Source organism: Thermomonospora catenispora (assembly GCF_006363815.1).
GTDB lineage: Bacteria > Actinomycetota > Actinomycetes > Streptosporangiales > Streptosporangiaceae > Thermomonospora > Thermomonospora catenispora.
Map to the genome: position 1 here is coordinate 314,564 of NZ_RRYT01000001.1, position 11,399 is coordinate 325,962.

Consider the following 11,399-nt stretch of genomic DNA (forward strand, 5'->3'; position numbering starts at 1 on the left):
GTGTCCGGTCCTTCGGTCATGCCGCCGGGGCCGCCTTCGACATGGCATTGATGATCCGGTCCATCGCATCGCCGCCCCGCGGATCGGTCAGGTTGGCGAGCAGCTTGAGGGTGAACCGCATGAGCGTCGGATGCGGCAGGCCGTGGCGGGTCAGGAACTGCATCACCCGCGGGTCGCCGATCGCCTTGACGAACAGCCGCCCGAGGGTGAAGTAGCCGCCGTGCTCCTCCTTGAGGATCCGCGGGTACTCGTGCAGGGTGCGCTCGCGCTGCCCGGGGGTGGTGCGGCCCAGGGCCTGCACGATGGTCTCGGCCGCCAGCCGGCCCGACTCCAGCCCGTAGTCGATGCCCTCGCCGTTGAACGGGTTGACCATGCCGCCGGCGTCCCCGACCAGCAGCAGCCCTCGGGTGTAGTGCGGCTGCCGGTTGAAGCCCATGGGCAGGGCGGCGCCGCGGATGGGGCCGGTGGCGTGGTCCTCGTCGAACTGCCACTCCTCGGGCATCTGGGCGCACCAGCGGCGCATCATGGCGCGGTAGTCCACGTTCTGGAACGCCTTGCTGGTGTTGAGCAGCCCGAGCCCGACGTTGGACAGCCCGTTGCCCAGCGGGAACACCCAGCCGTAGCCGGGCAGCAGCCGCTGCCCGTCCCACAGCTCCAGCCAGGACTCCAGGTACTCGTCGTCGTGCCGGGGCGTGCGGTAGTAGCGCCGGACGGCCACGCCCATCGGGCGGTCCTCGCGCTTGCGGATGCCCATCGCCAGCGACAGCCGGCTGGAGACCCCGTCGGCGGCCACCACCAGCGGCGCCCGGTAGGTCACCTCCTCGCCCTCGTACCGAGCGGTCACCCCGATGATCCGACCGGTGCGCTCGTCGGTGATCGGGCCGGTGACGGTGCAGCGCTGCTGCAGCCGGGCGCCGGCCTTGGCGGCGTGCTCGGCCAGCAGCCGGTCCAGGTCGGTGCGCGCCCGGACCAGCCCGAAGTCGGGGAACGTCGCCAGCTCCGGCCAGTCCAGCTCGATCTTGACGCCGCCGCCGTAGATCCGCAGGCCGCGAGTGCGGGCCCAGCCGGGGGCGTCGAGGTCGACGCCCATGGAGATCAGCGCGCGGACCGCGCGCGGGGTGAGCCCGTCTCCGCAGACCTTGTCCCGCGGAAAAGCGGCCTTCTCCAGCAGCAGCACATCCAGGCCCGCCTGCGCCAGCCAATAGGCGGTCGCCGAGCCGGCGGGGCCCGCCCCGACGACGATGACGTCGGCCTGTCCGGAGAGGTCGGTCACGAGGGTTCCTTAGCTCGTTCGCTTGTGAAGTACTTCACAAACTTCCATTGGTGGAGTCTATGCCTTCAGCGAGGTGAAGTGGTACTTGACCCCACTGCTCTTTGGACCGGTCCCACGAGCGTGGCCCCCGGTGTGCCCGCACGCGCCGTCCGACCGGCCCCGGGGAACGTTAGCCCGGATTGACCGCGTGGTGCATCGCGGCGACCCCGAACGTCAGGTTGCGCCACCGCACCGAGGTCCACCCGGCCTCCTGCAGCCGCCGCGCCAGCGCCGCCTGGTCGGGCCAGGCCAGAGTGGACTCGGCCAGGTACCGATAGGAGTCGGGATTGGACGACACCCGGGCCAGCAGCGGCAGCCCGTAACGCAGGTGCAGCCGGTGCCCGAGCCGCAGCAGCGCGTTCGGCGGGTGACTGACCTCGCACACCAGCAGTCGGCCGCCCGGCCGGGTCACCCGGCGCAGCTCGCGCAGCGCCAGGTCGGTGTCGACGACGTTGCGCAGCCCGAAGGAGATGGTCACCGCGTCGAACACGCCGTCCCCGAACGGCAGCCGCAGCGCGTCCCCCGCCACGAACCGCGGCCTGCGCCCCTCCGGCAGGCCGGCCGTCCGCCGCGTCCCGACCCGCAGCATCCCCAGCGAGAAGTCGCACGCCACGGTGTGCGCCCCCGCCTCGGCGAACGGCAGCGACGACGTCCCCGTCCCCGCCGCCAGATCCAAGATCCGCTCCCCGGGCCGGGCCTCGAGCGCGGCGGCGACGGCCCGCCGCCACCGTGGCTCCATCCCTCCCGTCATCAGGAAGTTCAACAGGTCGTAGCGCTCGGCGGTGTCGTCGAACATCGCCGCCACGTCTTCTGGCCGTTTGTCGAGGGAAGCCCGGGTCATGGCTCCATTGTCACGGGTGCGGCGCACCGGCCCGCCGGCGGGGCGACGGCGGGCCGACGACGGCGCCGGAGGGCCGGCGGCGTCGCGAGGCGGGCGGGACGGCGAGGCGGGCGGGATCCGTGCAGGCGAGGCGGCGCGGGGTCAGTCCTCTTTGCGGCGGGACCTGTCGATCGCGCTGCGGACGCCCATGAAGGCGTCGACGACGGCGGCGGAGAACTCCTCGCGGAAGCGGGCCAGCAGCACGTAGCTGACGATGCCGCTGACCAGCACGGCGACGGCGAGCAGGAGGAGCAGGGCGTCGGGCTCGCCGTAATCCAGCGGAAGCACCAGATAGAGGATGCCGGCGGTGACCGCGAAGACGGCCAGCCGGGCCGCGGTGTAGGTGACCAGGGAGCGCATGACGTTCCGGAGTCTATGCCAGGACCTGGGACAACAGCTCAGGGTCGACGTTGCCGCCGGACAGCACGGCGACCTGGCGCGGGGCCGCGGGCAGCGCGTCGCGACGGAACAGATGGGCGGCGGCGGCGACGGCGCCGGCGGGCTCGGCGACCAGCCGGGCGTGCAGCGCCAGATGGCGCATGGCGGCGCGGATCTCCTCCTCCCCGACCGTCACGATGTCGTCGACGTACTCGGCGATGTGCGCGAACGTCAGCGTGCCCAGCCGGGGCACGCGCAGCGCGTCGGCGATGGTGCGGCCGGTCTGCTCCACGGACCAGCCGACCGGCCTGCCGGCGCGCAGCGAGTCGCGGGCGTCGGCGGCCAGTTCGGGCTCGACGCCGATCACCTTGGTCTGCGGGAGCAGCTGCTTGACCGCGGCGGCCACCCCGGAGATCAACCCGCCGCCGCCGACCGGGACCAGCACCACCTCCACGTCGGGGGCCTGGCGGACGATCTCAAGGCCGATGGTGCCCTGCCCGGCGATCACTCCGGGGTCGTCGAACGGCGGCACCAACGTGAAGCCGTGCGCGGAGGCGAGCCGTTCGGCGGTCTCGATGCGGGCCTCCAGGGAGGGCTCGACGTAGACGATCTCCGCGCCCAGCCGCTGGCAGGCCTCGACCTTGACGGCGGGAGCGGTGTGCGGGACGACCAGCACCGCCGGGATGCCGAGCCGGGCCGCGGTGTAGGCGACCGCCTGGGCGTGGTTGCCGCTGGAGTGGGTGACCACGCCGCGGGCGCGCCGCTCGTGCGGCAGGCGGGCGATGGCGTTGTAGGCGCCGCGCAGCTTGAACGTCCCGATCGGCTGCAGCGACTCGGCCTTGATCTGCAGGCCGGAGGCGTCGGGGACGGACGGCACCAGGGGGGTCCGGGTGCACACCCCGGCCAGCCGGGCCGCGGCCTCCTCGATGTCGGCCAGGGTCACCAGCTCACAGGCCGGCGCACCGCGGTGGCGGCCCCGGGCGGGCGGGCCCGCCGCCTGGGCCTCGTCGTGTCGAGTCGCTCCGGACATGACCTTGAGACTATGCGGTCGCCCTCGGTCGGACGGCGCGACCTGCGCCACAGGCGGGTGCGGACGGGGCGCGGACGCGGGGGAGGCGGAGCCGGTGAGACGAATGTGACCGAAGCTCACGTTTACATCTTGTGATCTTCCCAGGTCAACCAACTACGGACGGTGATGTTTTCCGAAAACAAGGGAGAAAACGGTCCCCGCCCGGCACACTAAGAATCTGTCCACCCGCACCGCAAGCGGGACAAAGGGGGAGAGAACAACGTGGAAAGTACCAGCGAGCGCCTGCTGACCCCCGGAGAGGTGGCCGCGCTCTTCCGGGTCGACCCCAAGACGGTGACCCGGTGGGCCGCGGCGGGTCGGATCAGCAGTATTCGCACGCCCGGAGGCCACCGCCGCTTCCGTGAGTCCGAGGTCCACGCGCTGTTGCGCGGGGAAGAGCCGCTGGCCGAGCGCTCGGGCCGCTGACCCGCGGAGCCGGCCACGCCCGGAACGATCGCCGTGAGGGCCGTCGTCCGGCTCTCATCCCCGAAAGGTCACTCCCGGGCGTCGGCGGTTCCGTTCGCCGCCGTTTGTAACGATCCAACCGGGCTACGGGGTGCGGCGGCGCCATCGGCAACCGGTCTAGCGCTCTTCTGCGCGCGAGGCCTTGTACTCCTCGAACTCCCGGAGCAGGGCCTCGTCCCCCTCCCGCCACCGCCGGCGTCGGTCGGCCAGCTCCTCTTCGGTCAGCGCCTGCTCGAGCAGGCGTTCGTAGTCGGGGTCGTCCGGGCCGATCTCGACGTATCCCTGGCCGATGATCCGCCCGTCGTCCGTGGTGGCGCTCCGAGGGACGCGCAGCGTGCCGTCGGGAAGCCGGATCACGTACACCGTCGATCACCTCGGCTAGATTCCGTATCTGCGGTTGAAGTAGAGCATCACATCGAGCGCCAACCGGATGTTCCCGCCGAGCATATCCACCAGGGCAGGCCGCTGGCCGGACGTGATCGCCGCGAACGCGTCCGCGAAGAACTCGCGTCTGCCCAGCTCGGCGGGCTGCCGATGGAAGTCGCTGGCCAGATGCGGCAGGCACCGGGCGTACAGCGCACGGAACTCGGCGCTGTCGGACCGCCACCCGCCGCGTCCGGAATCGATGTCGTCGAGGGCGTGCCCGACCTCGTGCATCATCACGTCCGGGGTCGGCGACGGCCGATCGCCCACCACGATCTTGCGGTCGCCGTACGCCCCGGCGCAGATGTCCCACGTGGCCCGGCCCGACGGCAGCGGGCGCCCGGCCAGGTGTCCCATGTCGTCCAGCTGCGGGACCCCTCCCGGTCCCACATAGATCCCGTCCAGCCCGGCGGCGAGCCTCTCCTTCAGCGGCTCGGGCAGCGCGGCCAGGCTCTCCACCGCGCGCACCACGTCCGGCGGAGGCGGCCCCTGCGCGGCGTCCCACTGGCGGTGCAGAACGTCCTCCAGTGGCCCGCAGTGCACCCGGCCGTCGCCCAGCGACGGGGTGCCCGGCGGGTGCGGTTCGGTCCGGGGCAGCTCGGTGTCGAGCTCGAAGTCACGCCAGCTCGGCCCGGAACGTCCCGTGCCCCGGGGCCGACCCGGCCCGGCACCCGCCCGGACCCGGTCCACGGGGGCCTCTCCGGCCGCCACGAACTCATCGTCCCGTCCGCCCTTGCGGAACCTGCCCCACCTGTCGCGCGGCTGGCTGCTGCGCGGACGGGTCTGCATCCACCCCCGGCGGTCGGGACCGACCCGTTCGGGGGGCGATGACGCGAACCCCTCCTCCAGCCGCTCGCGGGACTTACGGCGAATACCCCGATACCGCATCCACCCCGCCTCTCCGCACCGTTCGGTCGCCCAGGACGCACCATGCCAGACTCGCCCATGGCAGAGTAAGCCGGGCGGTCACGTTCCGTCGACAGGCGGTCCGGCGGCGAGTCACCGGATACGCTCAAACCATGCTGTATGTCCTGCTCGGCCTGATCACCGTGAGCGTCTGGCTGTTCTGCCTGTTCGACGTGCTCACCACCGACGAGATCGACGTACGGCTCCTGCCGAAGTTCGGCTGGTTCCTGATCGTGCTGCTCGGCTTCGCGATCGGTGCGGCGCTGTGGCTGGCCCTCGGCCGGCCCCGGGAGCCGGTGGGGTCGGGCTGGACGCCCCCGGGGATGCAGAGCGGTCCGCGTCCCGAGCCGCCCCGCGGCCCCGACGACGACGAGGAGTTCCTGCGCAGCCTGGACCGCAGGATCCGCGGCGAGGACTGACCGGTCCCCCGCCGCGGATCCGGTGACGGGAGCCGCCCGAGGGCGGCTACCCGGCGTAGGAGTGCAGGCCGGAGAACAGGTAGTTCACCCCGAAGAAGTTGAACAACAGCGCGGCGAACGCCACCAGCGAGATGACCGCCGCGCGACGCCCCTTCCACCCCGCGGTGGCCCGGGCGTGCAGGTATCCGGCGTACACCACCCAGGTGACGAACGACCAGACCTCCTTGGGGTCCCAGCCCCAGTAGCGGCCCCACGCCTCGTCCGCCCAGATCGCCCCCGCGATGATGGCGAAGGTCCAGATCGGGAACGAGAACACGGTCACCTTGTAGGCCAGCCGGTCCAGGGTCTGTGCGCCCGGCAGCATGTCCAGCGCCCCGCCGGACGCCCCGCGCTCCTCCCGGCGGGACTGCACCAGGTACAGGATCGTGGCCGCTCCCCCGACCGTGAAGGCGCCGGTGGCCACGATCGCGGCGGTGACGTGGATGGCGATCCAGTACGACTTGAGCGCCGGCACCAGCGGTCCGACCGGCGTGTAGAGCCAGATGGTGGCGACCCCGAGCGCGAGCACCGCGGCGACCATCACGAACGCGCCCAGGAAGCGGGCCTTGTAGCGGGCCAGCACCACCAGGTAGGCGGTGACCGCCGCGAACGCGATGGCCGACAGGAACTCGTACATGTTGCCCCACGGCCAGCGTTCGGCCGCCAGGCCGCGGGTGACCAGCATGCCCAGGTGCGCGCCCCAGCCCAGCAGGTTGATCAGGATCGCGAACCGGCCCCAGTCCCGCTCGACGCGCTCGGCCCCCTCCTCCTCGGCGGAGGCCGCGGAGGCCTCGGCGGGGGGCGCCTCGGCGACCCCGCCGCCGCCCGCCCCCACCAGCGCCTCGACGGGTTCGGCGCGTTCGGCCTCGGCCCGCGCCCGGCGGCGGCCGAAGCCCAGGTCGAGCGCGTACCCGACCATGGCCACCACGTACAGCAGCACGGCGCCCAGCGCGAGCTGGTCGCTCAGGTTCGCAAGGTCGCTGTCGGCCACCTCGTCACTCCTCGGTCTCGTCGGCGGAACCGGCGCCGGACCGCTCGGCGGCCTCGTCCGCCGGGGGGTCGTCGCGGCGCAGCGCCGCCACCAGGTCGTCGAACTCCGCGGTCGGGTTGCCCAGGGTCAATCCGCCGATCTCCACCACGGTACGGCCGTCCTCGCCGGGGACCGCCCGCACCCAAACCCGGCGCCGCCGCACCGTGAAAGAGACGATGACCCCGGCAACGGCGAGCACGGCGGCGGCCAGCGCGGGCCCCCGGCCGGGATCGTGGTTGATCGCCAGGCTGACGTACTCCTGGACGCCGTCGAAGGTGATGGATCCGGCCCCGCCGGGGATCTGGAACGTCTCGCCCTGCTTGAGGACCGCCGAGCCGTCGCGGACCGGCTGCAGGGTCTTGCCGATCCCCTCGATCCGGTACACCGACTGCGGGACGCCCGAGTCCAGCCCCAGGTCGCCCTTGAACGTCATCAGCGAGACCGTGGGGTTCAGCGGGGCGGGGAAGCGGGAGACGATCTGCCGGTTGCGGGTGTCGGCCACGGCGGTGGGCCAGAACACCATCTGGAAGGCCAGCTGCTCGGGGCGCGCATCCGGCACCTTGACGACGCCCTCGGAGGTGAAGGTGCGCTGCTCCAGCGGCAGGAACGGCACCGCCCCGCGGAAGGCGACGTCGCCCTTGCCGTCGCGGACGGTGAAGCGCGGCGCGTATCCGTGGCCCAGCACGTAGACCTTGGCGCCGCCGACGCCCAGCGGGTGGTTGACCTTGAGGTCGTAGGGCTTCTCCGGCCCGTCGGGCCGCTCCCGGTAGAAGATCTCGGCGGTGAAGTCCAGCGCCTGTCCCTGCTGCGGCCCGGGATCGGTGACGAAGCTCGCCCGGAAGTCCTCCAGCCGTATCGAGAACGGCGCCAGCCGGTCGGGGTCGAACCGCCGGCCCGGGGTGAACTGGTCGTAGTAGGCCAGCGAGTTGGCGAAGGCGCCGCCCTCGGTGAGCACGATGTTGCCGCGGTAGCCCAGCATCGCTCCGGCCGCGACCGCCAGCAGCAGCATCAGCAGCGCCAGGTGGAACGTCAGGTTCCCGATCTCGCCCAGGTAGCCCTTCTCGGCGGCGACCGAGTCCGCCCCCTCCGCCACCCGGAACCGCCGCCGGCGCAGCAGCTCCCGGGCCTGGGCGAGCACCTGCTCGGCGTCCCGGTCGGTGCGAAACGACGCCGACTGCGGCAGCCGGGACAGGCGGCGCGGGGCGGGCGGCGGCGCGGACCGCATGGCCCGCCAGTGCTGCCGGGCCCGGGGGATGACGCAGCCCGCCAGCGACACGAACAGCAGGATGTAGACGGCCGCGAACCAGGGCGCGGCGAACACGTCGAACAGCGACAGCCGGTCCAGCCACGGCCCGAGCGTCCGGTGCTCGGCCAGGTATTCGGCGACCTTCTCGGGCGCCTGGCCCCGCTGCGGCAGGATCGACCCGGGCACCGAGCCCAGCGCCACCAGGAACAGCAGGATCAGGGCGGTGCGCATCGAGGTCAGCTGCCGCCAGCCCCAGCGCAGCCAGCCCAGCGGCCCCATCCCGCCGGAGCCGGTCCGGGAGCCGCCCGCAGCCCGCCCGGTCTGCTCGACGGAGGTCCCGGTGTCCTCCCGCTGCGCCTGCGTCATGTCAGATCACCGTCTCGAAGCCGCCGATCCACGACTTCAGCTCCAGGGTCAGGTCGCCCCACAGTCCGGTCACCAACAGCAGGCCGATCGCCACGAGCAGCCCGCCGCCGATCCGGGTGATCAGCCGGTACCGGCTCCTGATCGCGTCGAACGCGCCCAGCGCCCGCCGGTAGGCCAGGGCGGTCGCCACGAACGGCAGCCCCAGCCCCAGGCAGTAGGTCAGCGACAGCAGCGCCCCCCGGCCGGCGCTGGCCTCGTTGAACGACAGCGCCTGCACGGCGGCCAGGGTGGGCCCGATGCAGGGCGTCCAGCCGAGCCCGAACAGCACCCCGAGCATCGGCGCCCCGGCCAGCCCGGCGGCCGGCAGCCGCCCGGACTTCACGGTGCGCTGCAGCCCGGGGATCAGCCCCATGAACGCCAGCCCGAACACGATCGTCACGCCGCCGAGCACCCGGGTGATGGGGTCGGCGTACTCCAGCAGCCACCGGCCGATCCCGCCGGCCGCCACCCCGGCGGTCACGAACACCGCCGTGAACCCGGCGACGAACAGCGCCGCACCGGCCACCAGCCGGCCACGTCGCCGCCGCTCCAGGTCCACCCCGGACATGCCGGTGACATAGGACAGGTAGCCCGGCACCAGCGGCAGCACGCACGGGGAGGCGAACGACACCAGCCCGGCCAGCGCCGCCAGCGGCATCGCCAGCAGCAGCGAACCGTCGGTGACCGTGTCCGCGAGGGTGCTCATGGCCTCGTCCCGCTCGCGCTCATCGTTCCGCGGCGATCTGGGCGATCAGCGGGTTGAGGGTGGAGTAGGTGGTGGCACCGATGATCCGGACGGCGACCCGGCCCTGCCGGTCGAAGATCAGCGTGCTGGGCACCGCGTTCGGCGGGACGTCGCGGAACGCCAGCATCACGCGCCCGTCGGCGTCGAACAGGCTGGGATAGGTGATCTTGAAGGTGCGCTCCATGGCCAGCGCCTGATCCTTGGAGTCTTTGAAGTTGACGCCGACGAACTCCACGCCCTTGGGCTTGTGCTCGACCGACAGCTTCTGCAGGGTGGGGGCCTCGCCGCGGCAGGGGGCGCACCAGGAGGCCCAGAAGTTCACCACCACGACCTTGCCCCGGTAGTCGGCGAGCTTGAGCGGCCTGCCGTCCAGGGTGGTGCCCTCGACCGGCCCGACCGTCTTGCGGTCGGCGACCGCGATGGTCTGGGCGGTGCCGTCACCGCCGATGAACCGGTTGCCGGCATCGCCCGGCGACGCCTGGCCGCCGGCGCATCCGGCCAGCAGCAGGCAGACGGCCAGCGGCAGGCCGGCACGGGCGATGGCTGCGACTCCGGGCATCGGGGCAACTCCTACTACACGGTGTAGTACATCACTGTAGTGCCGGAATCAGGCGCCCGGGACGGTGGGCTGCTGGATCAGGGCCGCGGCCGGCTCGTGGTAGGAGACCTCGACCAGCCGGTCCCCCTGGAACACCAGGCTGGTCACGCTGGCCAGCCCGCACTCCCGGTGCTTGGGGTGATGCCACAGGCGGCGGCGTTCGGCGTAGCGGCGCAGCGTCCAGATGGGCAGCTGGTGGCTGACGCACACCGCCTCGTGCCCGCGGGCGGCGCTCTTGGCGGCGATCACCGCGCTCCGCATCCGCATGGCGATCTTCTTGTAGGGCTCGCCCCACGACGGACGGATGGGGTTGACCAGGTACGGCCAGTGCCGGGGATGCTTCAGCGACCCCTGCCCCGCCCCGAACGTCAGTCCTTCGAAGTGGTTCTCGGCCTCGGTCAGCCGCTCGTCGACGACGGGTTCCAGGCCGAAGAGCTCCGCGAGGGGGGCGGCCGTCTCCAGCGCCCGCTCCAGCGGCGAGGAGAACAGCGCGGTCACGTCCCGGTCGGTGAACCACTTGGCCGCCTCTTGCGCCATGAGGACGCCGTTCTCGCTGAGACGGTAGCCGGGCAGCCGGCCGTAGAGGATCCCCTCGGGGTTGTGGACCTCACCGTGTCGCAACAGATGAACGATCGTCTTCTCACTCATGGCGGTGGCCAGACTACCCGTGACCGGTCCGGCCCCTCTCCACCAGGTCCGTCTGCCCGTCCTCGGGCGGCTCAGCGCAGCCGGGAGGGCACATAGGCGCGGATCTGCCGCGCCGCCCGGTCCAGGACCTGCGCGGACGCGCCCGCCCGCCCCATGATCTCCACGAACCGATGGGTCAACGCGGCCACGCAGATCTCCGCCCGGCTCCGCGGCAGATCGCAGGTGATCATGAGCCCGGGTCCCGGCCCGCCGGAGGCGCGGTCGAGCGCGAGCATCCGCAGGATCACGGCGCCGGGCCTGCCGTCCTCCACCGTCAGGTACGCCTCATGCCCTGGCAGCCCGGTCGGCACGTCCTGCCTCTCCCGGACGGACCCGGGCTCCGTGCACCAGGTCGGGCGGGTGCGGCGCAGTTCGGCGGCCTGCGCCGAGTCCGGGAAGTACGCGCACACATAGGAGCGCGAATACAGCTGCACCTCCACGCCCCCGGCGTCGGTGCGCACGACGGCGCTGCCGACCCAGCTCCCCCCGTCGGCCTTGCAGTCCGCCTCTGCCGGGCCGATCAGCCGGACTCCCCGATACGTCCCGGTGGCCTCGTAGACGGCCGCCCCCTCCGGCAGCCGCACCTGCCGGGGCAGCCGGACCGGCCGCGGGGCCGCCGGGCTCGGGTCGGCGCCGAACGGGCAGGCCCGCACGGCGACGAGGGCGGCCGGCCGGTCGGCGGTCGTGGCGACCGCGGTCGGAGCGGCCCCGGCACCGGGGCGCCAGGCGACGGCCGCCCCGGTGCCGCCGGCCACCACCAGCGCGGTCCCCAACGCCGCGGCGGCCGCCTTGCCCCC

At 72.8% G+C, this 11,399-nt stretch carries 14 protein-coding genes; 2 read left to right on the forward strand and 12 right to left on the reverse strand.

Going from position 1 to position 11,399, the window contains the following annotated elements; all coding sequences use genetic code 11:
• Positions 1-16 precede the first annotated feature (16 nt).
• From EIO00_RS01495 to EIO00_RS01510, 4 genes are all read right to left on the reverse strand, one after another.
• Positions 17-1,273: a geranylgeranyl reductase family protein gene (locus tag EIO00_RS01495; protein ID WP_140174926.1), complete on the reverse strand. Its 1,257-nt coding sequence runs from the start codon at positions 1,271-1,273 to the stop codon at positions 17-19.
• Between the two features lie 169 nt (positions 1,274-1,442).
• Entirely contained in the window at positions 1,443-2,153 is a 711-nt protein-coding gene (locus EIO00_RS01500) for a demethylmenaquinone methyltransferase (RefSeq protein WP_140174928.1), read from the reverse strand.
• Positions 2,154-2,294: 141 nt separating this feature from the next.
• Entirely contained in the window at positions 2,295-2,552 is a 258-nt protein-coding gene (locus tag EIO00_RS01505) for a DUF4229 domain-containing protein (RefSeq protein ID WP_140174930.1), read from the reverse strand.
• 13 nt (positions 2,553-2,565) lie between these two features.
• On the reverse strand, positions 2,566-3,600 hold the full coding sequence (locus EIO00_RS01510) for a threonine/serine dehydratase family protein (RefSeq protein ID WP_140174932.1): 1,035 nt from the start codon (positions 3,598-3,600) through the stop codon (positions 2,566-2,568).
• Between the two features lie 261 nt (positions 3,601-3,861).
• Between EIO00_RS01510 and EIO00_RS01515 the strand changes: the two genes are divergently transcribed.
• Positions 3,862-4,065 (forward strand): BldC family transcriptional regulator, encoded by a 204-nt coding sequence (locus tag EIO00_RS01515; protein WP_140174934.1) that lies wholly within the window; start codon positions 3,862-3,864, stop codon positions 4,063-4,065.
• Positions 4,066-4,221: 156 nt separating this feature from the next.
• On the opposite strand, the gene EIO00_RS01520 is transcribed toward EIO00_RS01515, so the two are convergent.
• Together EIO00_RS01520 and EIO00_RS01525 are read right to left on the reverse strand one after the other, a co-directional pair.
• Positions 4,222-4,467, reverse strand: a complete 246-nt coding sequence (locus tag EIO00_RS01520; protein WP_140174936.1) for a hypothetical protein — start codon at positions 4,465-4,467, stop codon at positions 4,222-4,224.
• A 15-nt stretch (positions 4,468-4,482) separates the two neighbouring features.
• Positions 4,483-5,415, reverse strand: a complete 933-nt coding sequence (locus EIO00_RS01525) for a hypothetical protein (RefSeq protein ID WP_140174938.1) — start codon at positions 5,413-5,415, stop codon at positions 4,483-4,485.
• A gap of 131 nt (positions 5,416-5,546) precedes the next feature.
• Between EIO00_RS01525 and EIO00_RS01530 the strand changes: the two genes are divergently transcribed.
• On the forward strand, positions 5,547-5,852 hold the full coding sequence (locus tag EIO00_RS01530) for a PLDc N-terminal domain-containing protein (RefSeq protein ID WP_140174939.1): 306 nt from the start codon (positions 5,547-5,549) through the stop codon (positions 5,850-5,852).
• A gap of 46 nt (positions 5,853-5,898) precedes the next feature.
• Here EIO00_RS01530 and ccsB read toward each other — a convergent pair whose 3' ends face one another.
• The 6 genes from ccsB to EIO00_RS01560 form a co-directional block, all read right to left on the reverse strand.
• Entirely contained in the window at positions 5,899-6,882 is a 984-nt protein-coding gene (ccsB, locus tag EIO00_RS01535) for a c-type cytochrome biogenesis protein CcsB (protein ID WP_140174941.1), read from the reverse strand.
• A 4-nt stretch (positions 6,883-6,886) separates the two neighbouring features.
• Positions 6,887-8,533: a cytochrome c biogenesis protein ResB gene (gene resB / locus EIO00_RS01540; RefSeq protein WP_140174943.1), complete on the reverse strand. Its 1,647-nt coding sequence runs from the start codon at positions 8,531-8,533 to the stop codon at positions 6,887-6,889.
• Between the two features lies 1 nt (position 8,534).
• On the reverse strand, positions 8,535-9,278 hold the full coding sequence (locus EIO00_RS01545; RefSeq protein WP_140174945.1) for a cytochrome c biogenesis CcdA family protein: 744 nt from the start codon (positions 9,276-9,278) through the stop codon (positions 8,535-8,537).
• Positions 9,279-9,297: 19 nt separating this feature from the next.
• Positions 9,298-9,876, reverse strand: a complete 579-nt coding sequence (locus EIO00_RS01550) for a TlpA family protein disulfide reductase (protein ID WP_140174947.1) — start codon at positions 9,874-9,876, stop codon at positions 9,298-9,300.
• Positions 9,877-9,924: 48 nt separating this feature from the next.
• Positions 9,925-10,563 carry a histidine phosphatase family protein gene (locus tag EIO00_RS01555; RefSeq protein ID WP_140174949.1) on the reverse strand — a complete coding sequence of 213 codons (639 nt, stop codon included), beginning with the start codon at positions 10,561-10,563 and terminating at the stop codon, positions 9,925-9,927.
• A 71-nt stretch (positions 10,564-10,634) separates the two neighbouring features.
• On the reverse strand, positions 10,635-11,399 hold a 765-nt coding region (locus EIO00_RS01560; RefSeq protein WP_206664003.1), incomplete at its 5' end, for a hypothetical protein.

Coding starts and splice junctions, on each gene's coding strand:
- EIO00_RS01500 (WP_140174928.1), bottom strand. CDS start 2,153: ATGACCCGGGCTTCCCTCGACAAACGGCCAGAAGACGTGGCGGCGATG.
- EIO00_RS01505 (WP_140174930.1), bottom strand. CDS start 2,552: ATGCGCTCCCTGGTCACCTACACCGCGGCCCGGCTGGCCGTCTTCGCG.
- EIO00_RS01510 (WP_140174932.1), bottom strand. CDS start 3,600: ATGTCCGGAGCGACTCGACACGACGAGGCCCAGGCGGCGGGCCCGCCC.
- EIO00_RS01525 (WP_140174938.1), bottom strand. CDS start 5,415: ATGCGGTATCGGGGTATTCGCCGTAAGTCCCGCGAGCGGCTGGAGGAG.
- EIO00_RS01530 (WP_140174939.1), top strand. CDS start 5,547: ATGCTGTATGTCCTGCTCGGCCTGATCACCGTGAGCGTCTGGCTGTTC.
- resB (WP_140174943.1), bottom strand. CDS start 8,533: ATGACGCAGGCGCAGCGGGAGGACACCGGGACCTCCGTCGAGCAGACC.
- EIO00_RS01545 (WP_140174945.1), bottom strand. CDS start 9,278: ATGAGCACCCTCGCGGACACGGTCACCGACGGTTCGCTGCTGCTGGCG.
- EIO00_RS01550 (WP_140174947.1), bottom strand. CDS start 9,876: ATGCCCGGAGTCGCAGCCATCGCCCGTGCCGGCCTGCCGCTGGCCGTC.
- EIO00_RS01555 (WP_140174949.1), bottom strand. CDS start 10,563: ATGAGTGAGAAGACGATCGTTCATCTGTTGCGACACGGTGAGGTCCAC.